Here is a 19,004-nt window from a genome sequence, read left to right as displayed (position 1 = left end):
CCAGGGCCTTTTTGTACTCCTGACCTTTTTGATGGCGAAAATTTTGAGGGGTGCTTGGGGGGGCAACACCTTCATACTGTGCGGACAGGCTTTTTCCTTTAAAATTTCGCTATGTTTTCGAGACATCTTTTTTTCCTATCAATTGACAATGAGACTTTATCCCCACTAATGTGGGAGGTAAGGCATATGTCAGAGAGGGCATATGCAAGGTCTTTGGGCCCGTGGGGACAGGCCCAGACTGAAGTCACCGCTGCAGATTGCTGCGCTTCACTTTTCTATGGCAGATAATCACGCGGGTAGTTTCAATGAGTGTTCTTCCTCTTCAGCTGGCTGTTGGGATGGTTTTGGGACAAAATAATACATGTTTTGTCTCAGAAGAAAAAAGCCCGATCTTCAAGCGGGGCCATGTTGCCCGGCCGGAAGACGTCTTTATCCTATTGCCTACTGTTTTTTCCCTCTTCCGAGAAGGGAGGGGCTTCATAAAAGGCACTCAGGATGGGCTGTTAGCAGACAACGCTGATGCCTATATTGCTGCCAATTTAAACAAAAATATCTTTTTTTCTTCATCAGATAGCTGCCCGTTTCTGCGCAGTGTTCTTGCCAATAAACCCATTCGGGGCAGATTGGGGGCTGGCTCATGTTGTCCAATTGGAAGCCGGGGCAGCATACCGCAGAATCGAACACCGCAGAACCGGGTTTTTGTGTGTGGTGAGCAGGAAGAAACATCTTTTACCGGGGGATTTGATGCTTGCCCATCTTGAAAATTCCCCCAGCGACAGCTTTGTCCGGCTGCATACTGCACTGCAGAGCTGTGTCCCCTTCGTATCCAGGCAGAAAACTTATCTTTCACCGGGATTTGCTGTGCATGGGCATGAAGGACTTTGTGAAGGCTGCTCCACTTACCGCTATGCTGCTTGCTGCGTTGGTAAGGGAGCTTGAAAGTGTATTGCATAAGGTCAAATGGAAGCGAGGTGGTGTGTAGACGTTTTTGTCTTGGACAAATGGTAAGGAGGAAGAGCAGATGATCAAGCAAGATGTAGTGGTCAACGGTGTTGCTCGTAAACTGGTGGTTCAGGCCGACGCTCGGCTATCCGAGGTTTTGCGTGAGCAATTGGGGCTGACAGGCGTTAAGGTCGGCTGCGCGGAAGGACACTGCGGCGCGTGCAGTGTTATTCTGGATGGCAAGCTGGTGCGTTCCTGCGTTACCAAAATGTCGCGGATCAAGGATGGCTCGGAAATCATCACGGTGGAGGGCATAGGAACTCCCGACAACCTGCATCCCATCCAGCTGGCCTGGATTGCTCACGGCGGAGCCCAGTGTGGTTTCTGCACTCCCGGTTTTATCGTATCTGTAAAGGCGCTTTTGGATACCAATCCCAGCCCAACGCGTGAAGATGTTCGTGAATGGTTTCAGAAACACCGTAATGCGTGTCGCTGTACGGGCTACAAGCAGCTTGTGGACGCAACCCTGGACGCGGCAAAGGTTTTGCGCGGCGAAATGAGCATGGAAGATCTGGCCTACAAGATGCCCGAAGACGGTCGTATTTGGGGAACGAATTTTCCTCGCCCGTCTGCCGTTGCAAAGGTGACCGGAACGTTGGATTACGGTGCTGATCTGGGGCTTAAACTCCCCGAGGATTCTCTGCGGCTTGCCCTTGTGCAGGCAGAGATTTCCCATGCCAGGATTCTTTCCGTAGACACTTCCGAGGCGGAAAAAATGCCGGGTGTAGCCCAGGTGGTTACCCATAAGGACATCAAAGGCAAAAACCGCATCACCGGTCTTATTACATTTCCCACCAACAAGGGCGATGGCTGGGACCGTCCCATTCTGTGCGATGAAAAGGTCTTTCAGTTTGGCGACGCCATAGCCATTGTATGCGCGGACACGGAAAAGCATGCCAAGGAGGCGGCGGCAAAGGTCAAGGTGGAACTGGAACCGCTGCCGGAATACATGAGTGCCCCGGCTGCCATGGCCGAGGATGCCATTGAGATTCATCCCGGAACCCCCAACGTCTATTTTGAACAGCGTCTTGCCAAGGGCGAGGAAACCGAACCTATCTTTGGCAAGGCCGACGTTGTGGTAGAAGATGATTTTTATGTAGGGCGTCAGCCGCATTTGCCTATCGAACCGGATGTGGGTTTTGCCTATATGGATGATGACGGTAAACTGGTCATCCACTCCAAATCTATTGGTTTGCACTTGCATCTGTATATGATTGCTCCCGGGCTGGGCGTGGAACCTGAAAATATTATTATGGTGCAGAATCCGGCCGGTGGAACTTTTGGATACAAGTTCAGTCCGACCATGGAGGCCCTGGTGGGCGCAGCAGCTCTTGCCACGGGGCGCCCCTGCTACCTGGGGTACAATTATTTTCAGCAGCAGACGTATACGGGCAAGCGTTCTCCGTTCTTTATAAACCTCCGTTTTGCCGCAACCAAGGATGGGAAGATCCAGGCCATGGAATCCGACTGGTCCGTGGATCACGGTCCTTATTCGGAATTTGGCGATCTCTTGACTTTGAGAGGTGCGCAGTTCATCGGTTCCGGGTACGATATTGCCAACATCCGGGGGCTTGGACGTACTGTGTGTACCAACCATGCCTGGGGTTCCGCCTTCCGCGGGTACGGAGCACCCCAGTCCGAGTTTGCTTCGGAAGTCCTTATGGACGAGTTGGCGGAAAAGCTGGGTATGGATCCTTTGGAGTTACGGTTTAAGAACGTTTACCGCGAAGGCTCCACAACTCCTACGGGCCAAGCGCCTGAAGTCTACAGCCTGCCCGGAATGCTGGAAATCCTGAAGCCAAAGTATGAGGCGGCCAAGGAAAAAGCCAAGGCCGACTCCACGACAGAGGTCAAGCGTGGTGTGGGCATCTCCGTTGGTGTATACGGCTGCGGTCTTGATGGGCCGGATACGTCCGAAGTGGACATTGAGCTGAATGACGACGACAGTGTGACTGTGTACGCAACCTGGCATGACCATGGACAGGGAGCAGACATGGGAACTCTGGCTGTTGCCCACGAGGCATTGCAACCTTTGGGACTTGCACCCGAGCAGATTCATCTTATGCTCAATGACACCGGCAAATGCCCCAATTCCGGCCCAGCTGGCGGCAGCCGCTCCCAGGTTGTGGTTGGGCGTGGTGTAAAATCTGCCTGCGAGTTGCTTTTGGATGGAATGCGCAAAGCTGACGGTGGTTTCAGGACATATGCCGAAATGGTCGAGGAAAAGATTCCGACCAAGTACAACGGCAAGTGGACTGCCCCGGCAACGGAATGCGACGGCGACGGGCAGGGAAGTCCTTTTGCCTGCTACATGTACGGCGTGTTTATGTCCGAAGTTGCTGTGGAAGTTGCAACCGGGCAGGTGACGGTTGAAAAAATGACTCTGGTTGCCGATGTCGGCAAGGTGGCCAACAAGCTGTTGGTTGACGGGCAGATATACGGCGGCATGGCACAGGGTATCGGCCTTGCGCTGACCGAGGATTACGAGGATATCAAGAAGCACTCCACCCTGCGTGGAGCCGGGTTCCCCTATATTAAACAAATTCCCGACGACATGGAGATTATCTATGTGGAATCGCCCCGTCCGGAGGGACCGTTCGGAGCGTCCGGTGTCGGAGAATTGCCTTTGACCTGCCCCCATGCGGCGGTAATCAACGCTATCTACAACGCCTGCGGTGTGCGCATTAACAGATTGCCCGCGCTACCGGAAAAGGTTCTGGAAGGGTTGAAGTCGGTATAATTCCAAACAGGCTCATGGCCCCGGTCGGTGTCATGCCGTCCGGGGTTTGTTTTTTCGCGAAAATAGCGGAGCCGAAATCCAACCAAGGAAGGAGAGTCCATGGACCAGAGAGAATTGCGAGCCTGGGAAGCCAAGTGCATCCAGGAAGAACCGGCAGCATGCAAGGCGGCTTGCCCGCTGCATGTGGATGTAAGGGCCTTTACAAGGGCCTTAGCTGTGGGCAGTGCTGCCAATGCACGCAAGGTCTTGGAAAAGACGCTCCCTTTGGCCGGGATTACTGCCCGCCTGTGTGAAGGGCCCTGCCGTAATGCCTGCCTTCGGGGGGATTTGGGCGGGGCCATCCAAGTTCCCCTGCTGGAGAGAACATGTGTGGAAAAGGCTCGGCGGGTGGGAAAGCCATTACGCCTGCCTTCGCGTGGGAAAAACGCTCTGGTGGTAGGTGATGCCCCCAGCGGATTCTGTGTGGCGTTTGATCTGGGGAAAAAGGGGTACAACATTACCTTGCTCCATACCGGGGAAAACATAGGCGGCTGGCTGCGAAGCGTTCCTGAAGACAAGTTGCCTGCCTCTGTGCTGGACGAGGAAGTGGCCCTGTTGAAAGGCATGGGAATTCGGTACGAGCAGGTAGCGAGCCTGGAAGATGGTCTCTTGGCCGAAAGGGAATATGATGCAGCTTATATCTGCCAGGATGCGGAACTTGCTCCCAGCCTGCAAATTTCCTCCGAGGATGTCGACTCTCTCACCTTGGCTTGGAATCGGGAAAAGATCTTTACTGGTGGTTTTTCCGGCTCGACAGGTGAACGGCGTTTTATAGATGATGTCGCCGATGGACGCCGGGCTGCAACTTCCATGGACAGGCTTATGCAAGGGGCATCCCTTACCGCGGAACGGCGGCGTGAAGGACCATTCGAAACACGTTTGTTCACTTCCCTGCAAGACGTGCAGTTTGCCCCACAGGACCCCGCGCTTACCACTTTGCGTATTTGCAATGATGATCAGGCAAAGGCCGAAGCTGCCCGCTGCATCCAATGCGAGTGTATGGAATGCGTGAAGTCGTGCGCATACCTAGAAAAATACAAGGCCTACCCCAAGGTCTACGTCCGTCAGATTTACAACAACGAGGCCATTGTAAAAGGTACGCACCAAGCAAACACCATGATCAACTCGTGCAGCCTGTGCGGGTTGTGTGAAACGGTCTGTCCTGAAGATTTCTCCATGGCGGATTTATGTCTCACGTCACGGCGCGGCATGGTGAAAGAAAGCAGAATGCCTCCTTCGGCGCATGACTTTGCATTGCAGGAAATGCGGACCAGTCTGGACGACGCGTATTTTGGTGCCCATCATGCACCTGGGACAACCTCCAGCGAATGGGTTTATTTCCCAGGATGCCAATTGGCAGGCATGGGGCCGGACAAGGTTATGGCTTCGTGGCAGTATCTGCGTGATGAGCTTTCCGGGGGAAACGGCAGTGTGGGCATTTTCTTGGGTTGCTGCGGCATTCCTGCCCACTGGGCGGCGCGGGATGAGGAGTTTGCCTCGGTGCTCGACAAATTGCGGACAGCCTGGACCGATTTGGGCAAGCCGAAAGTCGTAACAGCCTGTTCCAGCTGCTTGTCGGTGTTCAGCGAATACTGTCCTGAATTTCAGGCTGTTTCTCTGTGGGAAGTAATGGAAAAGCACGATTTGCCTGATGGGTGCGCACCATTGGGAGAAGCACCGTTGGCGGTGACCGATCCATGCACTACCCGCCATGTCCCGGCTGTGCGGCAAGCAGTACGCAATATTCTTGATCGTCTGAAACAACCCGTGGAAGACTTGCGCAAAAGCGGAGAGAATACCGAATGTTGCGGATTTGGCGGGTTGCAGGAAAATGCCAATCCTGACCTGGCTGACGACATCATAGCCCGACGGGCAGGGCAAAGCGAAAATGATTTTCTTGCGTATTGTGCAATGTGCCGTGATCGCCTGGCGAGTACTGGCAAGCGTACTGTACATCTGCTGGATATGCTCTTTCCCGATGCCAAGATCGATGATCCGGCCTTGGTTCCTGCAGCTGGGCTGAACGAACGGAGAGAAGGGCGGATGTGGTTGCGTCGCGAATTGGCAAGCCAGTTCGGGGATGAGCAGGCTGCCGCCAGGGAGTGGGACGGAATCGAACTTCTGGTGACGGCGGACGTTCGGCTCCTGTTGGAAAAAAGACGCATTCTCGATGATGACCTGCGCCGAGTTCTCTTTGAGGTTGGCAAAACAGGACGCGAGTTTCGACATGTCGAGGGCCGGTCCATGGCCTGCGCCCGGTTGGGCGAGGTGACGTACTGGTTGGAGTACGAGCGGGAAGGCGAGTCGTACCGCGTTTTTCGTGCCTGGAGTCATCGAATGAAAGTGGAAGGAGTATAAGATGAGTCTGCAATTTTTGCCTGCCGACGGAGCGGATTGGCGCTGTGGTTGTTGTGATGTTCCGCTGGAAACCAAAGGTGTGGAAATCACCTACTTGGGCAGTCTGTTTAATGTGGAGCTTTTGGTTTGTCCCAAATGTGGGCTTCCCATGGTGCCTGAAGAGGTGGCCATGGGCCGTATGTTGGAGGTGGAACGCCTGCTGGAGGACAAATAGTGTCCACAGCCCTGTATGCCGCCCAAACCGTACGCCAAAGCCTGGGGGCCTGCTTGCGCCCCGGTGGTTTGGAGTTGACCCGGCATGCTTTGGAACTGGCTGGCGCGGCATTGGAGGACCGGATCCTTGATGCCGGCTGCGGCCCGGGCGGCACGTTGGGATATTTGCGGGAACGCGGTTTTTCCCACGTGATGGGGCTGGACAAAAGCCGGGAGCTGTTGCGCCAGGCCAAAGAGTCCGGAGCTTTTTTGCTTCATGGCTCATTGGATTCATTACCGGTACGTTCCTGCAGTTTGGACATTGTGTTGTGTGAATGTGCTTTGAACCTTGCCGGTGATCCAGCGGCTACTCTTGCGGAGTTTCGCAGGATGCTGGTCCCCGAGGGGCGGTTGGTTGTTTCGGATATTTTCATGCGGCGGGATGCGAATGCGGAGTGGCCAGTGGCCAGTTGTTTTGCCAAAGCCCGTACCCTTCAAGGAATGCGTGAACTTTTTGAATACGCTGGGTTTGAATTGCTGCATCTGGAAGAGCATACTCGGATGCTCAAGGAGACCGCAGCCCGTCTGGTTTTTGAGCATGGAAGTCTGGCCGGATTTTGGGAAACCGTAACCGGTTGCGGGCAAACGGCGGAGCAGGCTGTGTGTGCGGCCCGTGTTCAGATGCCGGGATTATTTTTGGCTGTGGCCGTGCCCAAGGCGGATTAAGGAGAACATATGAGTGAATATCTTATGGACGTGTTGTCCCACGGAGGCGGCGGATACTGTTGCAGCCAGATCATCATCCGTATGGGGTTGGAGGCACAGGGAGAGGAAAATCCAGCCCTTGTTCGAGCCATGGCGGGATTGTGTCATGGAGTGGGGGCACGCGGCGGCAGCTGTGGTGCCTTGACTGGCGGGGCCTGTCTGCTGGGCCTGTATGCGGGTAAAGGAAAGGACGATGAACAGGAAAATGATGCGTTTGCGTTGATGCTGTCCGAGCTTTCCGACTGGTTCGATGAATTTGTGGGCAAGGCATACGGAGGCACGGATTGTTCAAGCATTGTGGGTGAGGGCCCGCCGGACATGCAGGTCTGCGGCAATATCGTGGGCGAAACGTACGGCAAGGTCTTGGAAATTCTTGTTTCACACGGCATTGATCCTTCCGAGTCCAGGGATAGTGACGATTATGGCTTGTGAACCGTTTGAGAGTGCCGGGAGCCGAGAAGACTTTTTCGCCAAGGAAGAGATTCTCGCCGCTACCGAAAGTGTCTGTCCGGTTTGCCTGCGTCGTATCCCGGCCCATAGGATTCGCAGAGGGGACGATGTTTTCCTAGTCAAAACCTGCCCCGACCATGGACATTTTGAGGCATTGTTCTGGCGTGGAAAACCGGACATTTCTTCCTGGTCGCGTCCTAAGATTGCTCACAAGCCGGCGACGCAAACTCCCGACGGAACGGCCTGTCCCTTTGCCTGCGGGCTGTGTCCGGAACATAATCAGCGAACATGTACTGCTTTGTTGGAGATAACATCACGCTGTAATCTTGGCTGTCCGATTTGTTTTGCTTCCAGTGACGAGAATGGAGCGGAAGACGATCCCGATTTGGATGCCGTGCGTTTTCAGCTGGAAGCTGCAATGCGGGCTACAGGCGGATGCAACCTGCAGCTTTCCGGCGGTGAGCCGACTGTTAGGGATGATCTGCCCGAAATTATTGCTATGGCGCGAGAAGTCGGTTTCACCTTTGTTCAGGTGAATACCAATGGTCTGCGTATTGCCAAAGAGGCGAAATATGCACGGGAGTTGGCAGAAGCCGGACTTTCCTCTGCTTTTTTGCAGTTCGACGGGGTAAGCGACGATGTGTACCGGACCATCCGGGGCAAAGATTTATGGGCTGACAAGGTTCGGGCGGTGGAGCGCCTTATCGATGCGGGAGTCGGTGTTGTTTTGGTGCCTACCTTGCGTCGTGGAGTGAACGACCACCAGCTGGGAGATATTTTACGTTTTGCATTGGATAATATGCCCGGCGTCCGGGGGGTGCATTTCCAGCCCATGAGCTTTTTCGGGCGCTATCCTGAAGCACCAGCAGCGGATGCTCGGTTTACTTTGCCGGAGGTTATGACCGGCCTGGAAACACAGACCGATGGAATGGTTCGGGCGGACCATTTTGTCCCTCCGGGATGTGAGCATTCCTTGTGTTCGTTCAGCGCCCGTTTTCTCAAGGGACTGGACGGATGTCTGCAGCGTTTGGGACAGGCCGCATCCTGCCAGTGCAAATCAAATGCGGAACCAGCAGAGGCAACGCCCGCACTGGAAGGGGCACTCCATTCGATTGCTTCCACGGCCCGGCAATGGGACGCGCCTCAAAAAAAAGATTCCTGTTGTGAACAGGATGGCGATCCATTTTCCCGTTTCATCAATCGGGCAGCGACGCATTCGTTTACCATTTCCGCCATGGCTTTTCAGGATGCCTGGACCTTGGATTTGGAACGCCTGCGAGGCTGCTGTATCCATGTGGTTTCACCAGATGGACGGTTGGTGCCGTTTTGCGCCTGGAATCTGAGCGCCATGGACGGTAGGACGCCGCACAGGGAACGGGCAAATGGGCGCTGATTCTTTTGCGTTGACCCCGGTGGATGCCTTGGTGGCTCGGCGGTTGGGATTGAACATTCCCTTCAGCCGTTCCGAGCTTGAAGGCGCTCAGTTGAACCTGTTGCGCCAAGTACTTGCATGGGCCAAAGGGCACAGCCCTTTTTATCAACACCACCTCCGAAACTGCCTCCCGAAAGGCATAACGAGTTTCGCGGATTTTACGAAGGTACCGTTTATTGATGGCAGGGATTTGCGCGAACACGGTGCGGGTATGCTTTGTGTCTCGCAGTCTGCCATTGAACGTGTCGTCACCCTGACGACATCCGGCAGTACTGGCCCAGCCAAACGGGTGTGGTTTACCCGAGATGACCTGGATTCCACTCTGGATTTTTTTGCGAAGGGCATGCTCACCATGGTGGAACCGGGGCAGCGGGTTGCCGCCTTGTTACCGGATGATACGCCGGAAGGTGTGGGGGCTCTGCTTAAAACGGCGCTAAAGGAAATCTGGGTGGAGTGCCGTTGTATCTGGCCTCCGTCTCCCGATCATTTAGGCGTGGATATTGCCGAAGGACGTTTCGACTGCGTGGCTGGTTTGCCTGCTCACATACTTGCCTTGGCCGAGTCTTTCCCAGGCCGAGACAGGGTGAAAACCGTATTATTATGTTCTGAATATATCGCCCGCTCGCTTCGATCCCGTATTGAAACGGCTTGGGGTTGCACTACATTTATGCACTATGGCAGTACCGAGACCGGGTTGGGCGGAGGCGTGGAGTGCGCGGCCCATTGCGGGTGTCACATGCGAGAGGCCGACCTGCTGCTTGAAATCATTGATCCTGAAAGCGGCGAGATTTTAGGCGACGGCGAGTGTGGCGAGATTGTCATCACAACTTTGGTACGCAAGGGCATGCCGCTTATTCGCTATCGTACTGGCGACATGGGAAGTTTGGAACGTGGACTTTGTGCTTGTGGCGGGAAAACCATACGATTGAGCAATCTGCATGGGCGGTTGAACACCCCTTTGCTTGCCACGGGGGAGCGTCTTTGGCTGGCGGACCTTGATGAAGCCATGTATGGGCTGTTAGGGCTTGGCAGTTACTCCGCAGAGCTGAGGCCCGGAAATCCCGAGAGCTTGTACATCACGGTTCAGGGCGATTTTTCTGAAATCCTTGATCCTCAGATTCTACAGACTCGGCTTGAGCAGGCTGTTTTGACCATTCCCGGTCTTGCCTCGGCAGTGGAGTCGGGAGGATTGGTCCTTGATTTTTATCTCGAAGGGGCAGACCCACAAGTGCCGCACGGTTTTTCCCATACTGGCAAGCGGGCTGTCCGTGATATGCGCGAAGACTCGAATCAGGAAGAAAAATGAAACAATTTCTCGAAGCGGTTTTGAAAGAATTGCGTCAGGGGCATCCTGTTGTGTGGGCATCCATTCTGGAAAGTTCCGGTTCCACTCCGCGTTCGTCCGGGGCTCGCATGATGGTCCGAACCGATGGTTCGATTGTTGGAACCATAGGTGGAGGCATTGTTGAGGCCGAATGTCAGAAAGAAGGCGTCCGGGCTCTGGAAAGGGGCACCTCATGCATCCGTGAATACGATTTGACCAATGATGCCGCCGCCGGGCTGGGAATGATTTGTGGCGGGCGACTTTCGGTTTTGCTGGATGTCCTGCTGCCGGAAGGTTCTGTTTTGGCTCAATGCGAAGAATTATTGCAGGGCTTGGAACGTGGCGGCAGATTGATGCGCGTAACTCGTGTGAACAAAACGAGCCTCGGCGAAAGTGGCGATGTGGCCATCCGCCATTTGGTTATCAACAAGTCGGCTTCCCATGCCGATTTGCTGCCGTTGGAGGTCATCAGCCGGGGAGTACGGACCAGAGATCCCTTTACCGTGCAGGAAGGGGAGACTCTTTTTCTCGTAGAGCCAGCAGCCAGCAGGGGAATGTTGTATATCATCGGGGCTGGGCACGTTTCCTATTTCACGGCCAAGGTTGCTTCCATGACCGGATTTTCGACCGTGGTGATGGACGACCGTGACGAATTTGCCAACCGTGAACGCTTTCCCGATGTCCATGAGGTGCGGGTGCTTGACGATTTTTCCGACTGTTTTGGCAGGGACGAAATGGGTGAGGATAGTTATATCGTCATCGTAACTCGCGGGCACCAGGCGGACCGTGAGGTCTTGGCGCAGGCCTTGCGCACCCCGGCCGGGTACATAGGTATGATAGGCAGTAAGAAAAAGCGCGAAGCCACTTATGCCAGCCTGCTGCAGGATGGATTTGCCCAGGCAGATATCGACCGTGTGTACAGTCCTATCGGTCTGTCCATTGGTGCGGATACGCCGGAGGAAATTGCCGTGAGTATTGTTGGTGAGCTTATCGCGGTCCGGGCTGGGAAGGTCTGATGGTCGTCCGGAAGGATGGACAGAGAGAAGGGCTGATGCGTAACTTCGGGGCGATAATACTTTCCGCAGGACTTTCCTCACGCATGGGCGCGTTTAAGCCTTTGCTTTCCCTGGCGGGAAAGAGTGCCCTGCAGAGGGCCGTCGAGTTGTTTGCAGATTGTGGCCAGACTCTCGTGGTGACCGGTCACAGGGGCGAAGAAGTGGCTGCGGAAGCTGGACGGCTTGGTGCGTGTACTGTTCTTAATCCTGAGTACGAGCAGGGCATGTTTACCTCTGTGTGTGCGGGTGTACGTGCTTTGCGAACAGGCTTGGACGGCTTTTTTATTCTGCCCGTGGATATCCCTTTGATTCGCCCCTGGGTTGTCCGGCAGCTTGTCCAGGCCTTTTCAGGCGGCAAGCAGGTGGTCTTTCCCACATTTAAGGGGGAGCGCGGTCATCCTCCCTTGATCAGCGCGGAATTAATTTCGGCCATCCTTGCCCATGACGGACAGGGCGGACTGCGAACAGTGCTTGAGGCACCTGACGTTGCCACTCTGGACGTGCCCACGTTTGATCGGAACATCCTTTTGGACATGGATACACCAGAAGCATTTCAGGCGGCAAAACTTCGCGTGGAGGCCTTGGGTGTTCCGGACAAAGACGAAGCCAAGGCCCTTCAGGATATTTTCTGTCTGCCCCCCATGGGAGTGGCGCACGGCAACAGAGTTGCCGATGTGGCATTGGCTTTGGTGCAGGCTCTGAATAGCCACGGTGCAGCGCTGGATGAAAATTTGGTGTATGCCGCCGCCCTTGTACATGACTTGGCCAAGGGTGCTCCCAAGCACGAGCTGGAAGGTGGCCGTGTGCTAGCGTCCATGGGCCTGCCGGAAATGGCGGAGATTGTTGCTGCGCACAGGGATGTTCCTCCACCGTCGGATGGGCGCCTTACGGAAAAAGCCGTAGTTTGTCTTGCCGACAAGCTGGTCCGGGGGCCTATGCGCCTTAGCGTGTCACAACGGTTCGACGAGAAATTGGCCCAATATGCAGACGATGCAGAGGCTTGTGCCGCAATTCAGGGAAGAAAAAATAATGCACTCGGCCTTTTGGCCATGGTTGAACGTAGCATCGGGAGCGATATAGAAACCCTGCTGTCTGCTAAAGGACTGGGCAAATGAGCCGAAAGATAGTTTATCTTCTGCGCCATGGGGAAATAACCCAACGTACGCCGCGTCGTTTTGTGGGGCAGAGCGAATTGTCCTTGACGGAAAATGGCATGGAGCAGATGCGAAGGGCAGGGGAATGGCTTGCACAAAAGGGCATCAAGGCCGTATACGCAAGTCCGCTGGGGCGTACTATGGGGAGTGCGGCCTGTGTAAATGAATTTTTAGGGCTGAACTGCACTCCGGTCCTTGAGCTGAAGGAAATAAATCTTGGGGCTTGGGAAAATTTGAGTGTGGACGAGGTCCGTGCAGCCTACCCTGGTGAGTATGAGCAAAGGGGAAAAAACATAGCCCGCTATCGCCCCCTGGACGGAGAAAGTTTTGCCGATGTCCAACAACGGGCGGTACAAGCCTTGGAAGAAGTGGTCGAGAGAGCACCGACGGGAGCTTCTATTGCGGTGATCGCTCATGGAGGGGTCAACCGTACAGTTCTCTGCCATCTTTTGGGGATGCCCCTGGAAAATCTTTTTCGATTGGAACAGGACTACGGTTGTATAAATATATTGGAATCCGGTTCGGCCGTCCCGGACAACGTGTGGTCCGTCCGGCTTATGAACTTCAGACCATAACAATCTCTCTCTTATCATTTTGGAATATATGAATTTATCTCTGTCTCTGGACATCGTGTTGTCCTATCCGTATTGTTGGCACTCTTTTTTGACTAAAACCTCCATCCATCCATGAAACAATCAGAACAAGGAATTAATTCAAACGATCCCAGTGTCTGTGCTCGTTGCGCAGCACAGGGAGAAACCTGCTGCAGGCTTTTTCCTGGTCAGGAAGAGGTCTGCTTTCCTTTGTCCGACTTCGAGATGGAGGCCATACGCACTGTTTGGGACGCAAAAGGTTGGTTTACCGGTCAGGAAAACACCACGGCCTTTGTGTCCAATGTCTGCCGTCTTTTTCCCGGAGAAGAAGGTTTGGTTAAAAAGTTGTTCTTGCCCCGGCGTGCACATTTTCGTCTTGCCACCAAAAAGGATGGGACCTGCGCATTGTTGGGGGAAACCGGGTGCCTTTTGCCGCAGGAAGTCCGACCGTATTACTGCAGACTTTTTCCTCTATGGACCGTGGGCAGACAAATAGTAGCCCTGGGGCCTCAGTGTTTGGCAATCCGAGAGGCCAAAACCATCACCAGACTTTTGGACAGCATGTCCATGAGCAAAGCCAAGGTTTTTGACCTGCATGCCCGTTTGCGTTTGGCATGGGGGTTGCCGCCCAAAAGCGGCGATCCTGTTGTTACGTTGCGGCTGCAAAGAGAAAAATAATGAAAAAATTCTTCATAGGCAGCATCATTGTGTTTTCCGTTCTTGCCCTTCTTGGAGTCGGGGGCGCTGTGGGGCTGTACATGTGGGCGTCCAAAGACTTGCCCGGATTCAAGAATATAACCGATTACAAGCCCGCACTTGTAACGACTGTGTATACACGGGACGGCGATGTCCTTGGGTATTTCTACCGTCAGAAGCGTTTTTTGGTGAAGCTTGCGGATATGCCGGACTATCTTCCCAAGGCTTTTCTTGCAGCGGAAGACGCTCAGTTCTATCGCCATGATGGCGTGGATCCCATGGCAATCTTTCGTGCCATGCTCAAGAACATGAAGTCCGGCCATATCAAACAGGGTGGTAGTACCATCACTCAGCAGGTCATCAAGCGCCTGCTCCTGACTCCTGAAAAAAGCTATAAACGGAAAATCAAGGAAGCCATTCTGGCATATCGCCTGGAGCTCTACCTGACCAAGGCGGAAATCCTTACCATCTATCTGAACCAAATATACCTCGGAGCCGGAGCGTATGGCGTGGAAGCTGCTTCCAGAACCTACTTCGGCAAGCATGTTCAGGATTTGACCCTGGCGGAATCAGCTATCATAGCCGGTCTTCTCCCTGCGCCGAGTCGTTATGATCCGTACAAGCATATGGAGGCAGCACTTATCCGTCAGCGCTATGTGCTCGGGCAGATGGTGGAGTGTGGCTGGATTACCCCGGAGCAGGAAAAGGCTGCTCTGGATGAGAAAATCGTCCTGAAGAGCATTGCCGACCCTTCCTGGCAGAACGGTCCATATTATCTGGAAGAGGTTCGTCGCTGGGCCGTGGAAAAATACGGTGAAGATACCGTATATGAAGGCGGATTGCATATCTATACGCCCTGCGATCTGCACCATCAGGTGGCTGCCGAAGGGGCGCTTAAGCGTGGACTTGAGGAGTCTACGAGGCGACGTGGATGGCATGGCCCTCTTGAAACGCTTACGCGGGATCAATACGACACGTTCTTGACCGAGGAAGCCGTTTCCGAGGGGAGTCTCGCGCCGGGCGAATGGTTCAAGGTGCTTGTTACCGAGGTAAACAAGCTGGGGGCCAAGGTCCGGATAGGTACGTACAAGGGATATATCTCCGTGGCCACCATGCATTGGTGTCGCACACCGGATATCAAAAAAGCTACTGATGAAGTCCCCTCCATCAAAGATGCAACGCTTGTGGTCAAACCCGGTGACGTGGTTTGGGCCGAAGTTGCGGAAGAGCCGCATAGCGACAAGGACCACCCCGACGTTTGGCAGCTCAAGCTGCAGCAGCGTCCCATCGTGGAAGGAGCTATCGTCTCCATGGAACCGGACTCCGGCAATGTGGTGGCGCTTTCTGGCGGTTATTCTTTCGCCCGTTCGCAGTTCAACCGGGCTACACAGGCAAAACGTCAGCCAGGGTCTGCATTCAAACCAATCGTTTACTCGGCGGCTTTCGACAGCGGTCTTACTCCGGCAACCGTCATGCTGGATGCCCCTATTGTTTATACCGACTATAGCACCGACAAGGTCTGGAAGCCGGAAAACTTTGAAAACGTATTTTACGGCCCCACTATCTTGCGGACGGCCTTGGTTAAATCGCGCAACCTTGTAACTATCCGTGTTGCCCAGAAAATAGGCCTGGATAAGATTATAGAGCGCGGACAGGCACTTGGACTGAAAGCAGAATTCCGAAAGGATCTGTCCATGGCACTAGGTTCTGCTGAAGTGACTTTGCTTAATCTCTGCCAGGCCTACTCTGCTTTTGCACGTGGAGGGACCATCGTCGAGCCGCGTCTTATCCTGCGTGTTACCAGTGCTTGGGGAGACGAACTGTTCAACAGCGAGCCTGAAGTTAAAGATGCCATCAGCCCACAAACGGCCTACATTATGGCCGGATTGATGAAACAGGTTGTACAGGATGGTACGGGATGGCGCGCAAGGGTATTGCAGCGTCCTGTGGCAGGTAAAACCGGTACCAGTAACGACGAACGCGATGCCTGGTTCATGGGGTACACGCCTTATCTGCTGACCGGCGTGTATGTCGGATTCGACGATCATCGGGCCATGGGCAAGTGGGAGACAGGATCGCGTGCCGCCTCTTCCATATGGGTCGATTACCGGAAGCTTGTCGAAGCCGAATACCCGTCCCAGGATTTTCCGCAGCCGTCTGGAATCACCATGGTTCGGATTGATGGAAAAAATGGTTTGCTGGCAGGCCCCAATACTGAGGAAAGTTACTTTTTGCCTTTTAAAACAGGAACCGAGCCTACGGAGGTTTCTACCGGTGCGTCGTCACTTGAAGGTGAAAAGACGCAGGGAGAAGATCTCTTCAAGCAGATATTCTAAAAGGCAGCCGGACAACCGGCGTAACGAAATTGAACAAGGGGTTTTACAGCGGATAGAGTTGAAAGACTTTTCCGGTACGTAAAACCCCTTTGTTTTTTGGTGAGAACATCTGTTGGAGCTTCTATAAGGAGAGCCTATGAAAACGTGCTATGCCGACATTGTTCCTTACATCACCAAGGATGCTTCCGAAATTCGAGAGCTGATGCATCCTGGAACGCATTGCGTTCGTAAGCAGAGTTTGGCCGAGGCCAAGGTCGGACCGGGGAAAAGTACTGAACACCATGTGCATATGAAGACGGAGGAGCTGTACCACGTGACATCCGGGGCCGGAGAAATGCGGCTTGGTGACGAGACCTTTCCCATAAGCCCCAAAGACACTGTGCTTATTCCGCCGGGAACGCCGCATAGTGTCCGAAACACTGGAAACGAGCCATTGGTCATGCTGTGCTGCTGCGCTCCGGCTTATGCCCATGAGGACACGACCCTGGTTTAGGCCTTTCTATTTCTTCAGTTCTTTTTGGGCCCATACAACCGTGTCGTCCAAGCCTTGAGCCAGAGTCAGGGATGGCTGGAAGTCGGTATCGCGCAGGAGTTTGGAAATGTCGGCCAGAGAGTGGCGGATATCTCCCGGCCGTTCATCAAGAAATTCAATCTCTTTGTCATTATTGGTAGCAATTTTCAGGGTGGCTGCCAGCTCCAGTATGGATGTGACCAACCCTGTGCCTACGTTGTAAATCCCACGCAATGGGGGATTCGCTACCATTCCTGCGGCGCACGCATAGACTCGGACAGCATCATGTACGTGCAGAAAGTCGCGGGTCTGTCCTCCGTCGCCGAATACGGTAAGCGGTTTATTCTTTAAGCCATGCTCGATGAAGCGCGAAATGACACCGCTGTAGGGACTGGCCGGGTCCTGTCTTGGGCCGTAAATGTTGAAAAAACGCAGGGCACACCCACGGCCCGAAGCTTCCACAGCCTTGGATGTCAGGTACTTTGCCTTCCCATAGGGACTATTGTGACGGGTGCTGTCCGTCGCTGCATCTTCTGGTGTCGGAATAATGTTTGTGTCGCTGTATTCTGCGGCGGAACCGGCAAAGATGAATGTTTCTACATTGGCGGAAAACGCGTCTGCCAGCAGAGAAATGGATGCGTTGTAGTTAATCTCCATGGTCTCTTCCGGATGTTCCACGGAATAGGGAACGCTGACCACTGCTGCAAGATGAAAAATTGCCGTCAATGGGCCGATATCTTCGGTTATTTCCATGATCAGATTGGCATCACGGATATCACGCTTCATGAAAATGAAGGCCGGATGGTCCTGAAAAGTACTCATGTTGCGGGCGTAGCCGGAAAAGAAATTGTCCACTCCCACCACGGACCAGTCGTTGTCCAAAAGGTATTCGGTAAGATGGCTGCCGATGAATCCGGCACAACCTGTTACTAAGCAGGTACCCTTGCTCATTATTTCTCCCTAAACTGTGTATATTGTCATGCCTAGGCCAGTGGCTGCTTGGCAAAAGTTATATATTCCAAGTCATTGATGCTGTCGGATATGAGTTTCGTCGCGAACAGGAGGCTCAGCAGGCAGGAATAGCAGTAGCCGTAGCCATAGAATGCAAACCCAAGCCGAGTTGATATGTAGCTGAAAAGCCAGTTCGTTGCCAGAAACATAAGGCTGACGGCCAAAACTTTTTTGCGCAAATCAAAGTAAAACAAAACAATAATAGCCATGGACAGGCAGGCCTGGAGAAAGGCTCCTATCAGGCAGATGCGAAACAGGGGAATCTGAAGGGGAATAAGGTTGGCAGCCTTCACCAACTGCGAGGCAAAAGCGATGCAGAGTACCGTAACGCCCCCTTGAATAATAAATACCTCCCGGATGCTCTCCTTGAGCATGATAACCATCATTTCTTTTTCTTCAAGTATGTGGGCAAGTGGGCGTTTGTCCATGACTTTGGCGTAATAGTTGCGATAGTGCAGGTAAAAGCGGGTCTCGATCTTGATCAGAAAAATGGCGAGAGTCGGTACAATGGTCAGATAGGCGAAAAAGACCGGCCCTTCGTACATGTCGTGCGTAAGAAAATAGGGGACTATGGTCCGTGCGTCCGGGGCAAGCCAAAAGACGATTTTATCGATCCATATTGCCAGGTTGTATACAACTCCGATTATAGCCAGATCCCAGTACTTCCCAAAGTACCGAATGAGTCCCGGGTCCCATGTCTTCCCTGGTTCGAACTCGACCAGCATGCGGGCCAAAAGCCAGAAGAAGGTGACGGCCTGGCCTACGGTGTAGCCTATGAGGAAACCTTCCTGCCCCCAGACGCGGGCCAGCAAGAGGGCGGTTCCAATGCTGATGCCTGCTCCTGCGGCAAAAGCAAGGACGATGCTTATGTAGTCCTTGATGGTGGAGAGGAAGATCATGGCCAGCCAGATAAGACAGACGATCAGAAAAAGCAGGACACTGGTCAACTTGTACAAAAAGGATACATGGAAAAACATGTATACAAAGGACATGAGCACCGATCCTGTGCCCAAGATAATGAGCACGCAGGTGAAATAGGTGGTCAAAGTTATTTTGTCGTCGCCAAGATAAAAACGGTCGGCCAGATAGCGGGTGGCGACCAGTTGAATGACCCCCACGAACACGAGTGAAAATGCATAGGTATAGACGACCGTGGACCGGAATATTTCGTTTGCCAGGCTGGCTTCGCCAAATCCTCTGTAAAGTCCCAGGACGGACAGGCACATAACGCTTATCAGCCACGGTCCGCTGGAAACCATTGCTGCGTAGAGGTAGGCCGTGATTTCGCTGAGAAACGAATCACGCTTGAGTATTTTTTTGAGTTCGAAACCTATACCTGCCACGTT

At 53.6% G+C, this 19,004-nt stretch carries 16 protein-coding genes; 14 read left to right on the top strand and 2 right to left on the bottom strand.

Annotated features, from left to right (window positions below; translation table 11 throughout):
• Positions 1 to 305 precede the first annotated feature (305 nt).
• From ACI0FJ_RS05215 to ACI0FJ_RS05150, 14 genes are all read left to right on the top strand, one after another.
• Positions 306 to 761, top strand: coding sequence for a hypothetical protein (locus ACI0FJ_RS05215; protein ID WP_424299933.1), 456 nt, complete (start codon positions 306 to 308; stop codon positions 759 to 761).
• Between the two features lie 260 nt (positions 762 to 1,021).
• Positions 1,022 to 3,742: a molybdopterin-dependent aldehyde oxidoreductase gene (locus tag ACI0FJ_RS05210; RefSeq protein WP_424299930.1), complete on the top strand. Its 2,721-nt coding sequence runs from the start codon at positions 1,022 to 1,024 to the stop codon at positions 3,740 to 3,742.
• A gap of 99 nt (positions 3,743 to 3,841) precedes the next feature.
• Positions 3,842 to 6,139 carry a pyridine nucleotide-disulfide oxidoreductase/dicluster-binding protein gene (locus ACI0FJ_RS05205; RefSeq protein WP_424299927.1) on the top strand — a complete coding sequence of 766 codons (2,298 nt, stop codon included), beginning with the start codon at positions 3,842 to 3,844 and terminating at the stop codon, positions 6,137 to 6,139.
• Position 6,140: 1 nt separating this feature from the next.
• The gene (locus tag ACI0FJ_RS05200; protein WP_424299924.1) at positions 6,141 to 6,353 is read left to right on the top strand and encodes a DVU_1557 family redox protein; all 213 of its coding nucleotides are present in this window, start codon (positions 6,141 to 6,143) and stop codon (positions 6,351 to 6,353) included.
• Positions 6,353 to 7,057 carry a DVU_1556 family methyltransferase gene (gene trsM, locus ACI0FJ_RS05195; protein WP_424299921.1) on the top strand — a complete coding sequence of 235 codons (705 nt, stop codon included), beginning with the start codon at positions 6,353 to 6,355 and terminating at the stop codon, positions 7,055 to 7,057. Before ACI0FJ_RS05200 ends, trsM begins: the two co-directional genes overlap by 1 nt.
• Positions 7,058 to 7,066: 9 nt before the next feature.
• The gene (locus ACI0FJ_RS05190) at positions 7,067 to 7,528 is read left to right on the top strand and encodes a DVU_1555 family C-GCAxxG-C-C protein (protein ID WP_424299918.1); all 462 of its coding nucleotides are present in this window, start codon (positions 7,067 to 7,069) and stop codon (positions 7,526 to 7,528) included.
• A 49-nt stretch (positions 7,529 to 7,577) separates the two neighbouring features.
• Complete coding sequence (trsS, locus tag ACI0FJ_RS05185) at positions 7,578 to 8,939, top strand: radical SAM (seleno)protein TrsS (protein WP_424306494.1); 1,362 nt, start codon at positions 7,578 to 7,580, stop codon at positions 8,937 to 8,939.
• A complete protein-coding gene (locus ACI0FJ_RS05180; RefSeq protein WP_424299915.1) occupies positions 8,929 to 10,284 on the top strand; it encodes a DVU_1553 family AMP-dependent CoA ligase in 1,356 nt (451 codons plus the stop codon). Before trsS ends, ACI0FJ_RS05180 begins: the two co-directional genes overlap by 11 nt.
• Positions 10,281 to 11,318 (top strand): XdhC family aldehyde oxidoreductase maturation factor, encoded by a 1,038-nt coding sequence (locus ACI0FJ_RS05175; protein ID WP_424299912.1) that lies wholly within the window; start codon positions 10,281 to 10,283, stop codon positions 11,316 to 11,318. The genes ACI0FJ_RS05180 and ACI0FJ_RS05175 overlap by 4 nt, the downstream gene beginning before the upstream one ends.
• Entirely contained in the window at positions 11,318 to 12,472 is a 1,155-nt protein-coding gene (locus ACI0FJ_RS05170; protein ID WP_424299909.1) for a DVU_1551 family NTP transferase, read from the top strand. Before ACI0FJ_RS05175 ends, ACI0FJ_RS05170 begins: the two co-directional genes overlap by 1 nt.
• On the top strand, positions 12,469 to 13,086 hold the full coding sequence (locus ACI0FJ_RS05165; RefSeq protein ID WP_424299906.1) for a histidine phosphatase family protein: 618 nt from the start codon (positions 12,469 to 12,471) through the stop codon (positions 13,084 to 13,086). Before ACI0FJ_RS05170 ends, ACI0FJ_RS05165 begins: the two co-directional genes overlap by 4 nt.
• Positions 13,087 to 13,314: 228 nt before the next feature.
• On the top strand, positions 13,315 to 13,782 hold the full coding sequence (locus tag ACI0FJ_RS05160) for a YkgJ family cysteine cluster protein (protein ID WP_424299903.1): 468 nt from the start codon (positions 13,315 to 13,317) through the stop codon (positions 13,780 to 13,782).
• Positions 13,782 to 16,136 carry a penicillin-binding protein 1A gene (locus ACI0FJ_RS05155; RefSeq protein ID WP_424299900.1) on the top strand — a complete coding sequence of 785 codons (2,355 nt, stop codon included), beginning with the start codon at positions 13,782 to 13,784 and terminating at the stop codon, positions 16,134 to 16,136. The genes ACI0FJ_RS05160 and ACI0FJ_RS05155 overlap by 1 nt, the downstream gene beginning before the upstream one ends.
• A gap of 136 nt (positions 16,137 to 16,272) precedes the next feature.
• Positions 16,273 to 16,629: a cupin domain-containing protein gene (locus tag ACI0FJ_RS05150; RefSeq protein WP_424299897.1), complete on the top strand. Its 357-nt coding sequence runs from the start codon at positions 16,273 to 16,275 to the stop codon at positions 16,627 to 16,629.
• Between the two features lie 6 nt (positions 16,630 to 16,635).
• Here ACI0FJ_RS05150 and ACI0FJ_RS05145 read toward each other — a convergent pair whose 3' ends face one another.
• Together ACI0FJ_RS05145 and pelG are read right to left on the bottom strand one after the other, a co-directional pair.
• Positions 16,636 to 17,598, bottom strand: a complete 963-nt coding sequence (locus ACI0FJ_RS05145; protein ID WP_424299894.1) for an NAD-dependent epimerase/dehydratase family protein — start codon at positions 17,596 to 17,598, stop codon at positions 16,636 to 16,638.
• Between the two features lie 32 nt (positions 17,599 to 17,630).
• Positions 17,631 to 19,001, bottom strand: a complete 1,371-nt coding sequence (gene pelG / locus ACI0FJ_RS05140) for an exopolysaccharide Pel transporter PelG (RefSeq protein WP_424299891.1) — start codon at positions 18,999 to 19,001, stop codon at positions 17,631 to 17,633.
• Positions 19,002 to 19,004: the final 3 nt, after the last annotated feature.

This window comes from Desulfovibrio sp. 7SRBS1 (genome assembly GCF_049723905.1).
Taxonomy (GTDB): domain Bacteria; phylum Desulfobacterota; class Desulfovibrionia; order Desulfovibrionales; family Desulfovibrionaceae.
This window is presented reverse-complemented; position numbering and strand designations above follow the sequence as displayed.

Coding starts and splice junctions, on each gene's coding strand:
- ACI0FJ_RS05215 (WP_424299933.1), top strand. CDS start 306: ATGAGTGTTCTTCCTCTTCAGCTGGCTGTTGGGATGGTTTTGGGACAA.
- ACI0FJ_RS05210 (WP_424299930.1), top strand. CDS start 1,022: ATGATCAAGCAAGATGTAGTGGTCAACGGTGTTGCTCGTAAACTGGTG.
- ACI0FJ_RS05205 (WP_424299927.1), top strand. CDS start 3,842: ATGGACCAGAGAGAATTGCGAGCCTGGGAAGCCAAGTGCATCCAGGAA.
- ACI0FJ_RS05200 (WP_424299924.1), top strand. CDS start 6,141: ATGAGTCTGCAATTTTTGCCTGCCGACGGAGCGGATTGGCGCTGTGGT.
- ACI0FJ_RS05190 (WP_424299918.1), top strand. CDS start 7,067: ATGAGTGAATATCTTATGGACGTGTTGTCCCACGGAGGCGGCGGATAC.
- ACI0FJ_RS05180 (WP_424299915.1), top strand. CDS start 8,929: ATGGGCGCTGATTCTTTTGCGTTGACCCCGGTGGATGCCTTGGTGGCT.
- ACI0FJ_RS05175 (WP_424299912.1), top strand. CDS start 10,281: ATGAAACAATTTCTCGAAGCGGTTTTGAAAGAATTGCGTCAGGGGCAT.
- ACI0FJ_RS05170 (WP_424299909.1), top strand. CDS start 11,318: ATGGTCGTCCGGAAGGATGGACAGAGAGAAGGGCTGATGCGTAACTTC.
- ACI0FJ_RS05165 (WP_424299906.1), top strand. CDS start 12,469: ATGAGCCGAAAGATAGTTTATCTTCTGCGCCATGGGGAAATAACCCAA.
- ACI0FJ_RS05155 (WP_424299900.1), top strand. CDS start 13,782: ATGAAAAAATTCTTCATAGGCAGCATCATTGTGTTTTCCGTTCTTGCC.
- ACI0FJ_RS05150 (WP_424299897.1), top strand. CDS start 16,273: ATGAAAACGTGCTATGCCGACATTGTTCCTTACATCACCAAGGATGCT.
- ACI0FJ_RS05145 (WP_424299894.1), bottom strand. CDS start 17,598: ATGAGCAAGGGTACCTGCTTAGTAACAGGTTGTGCCGGATTCATCGGC.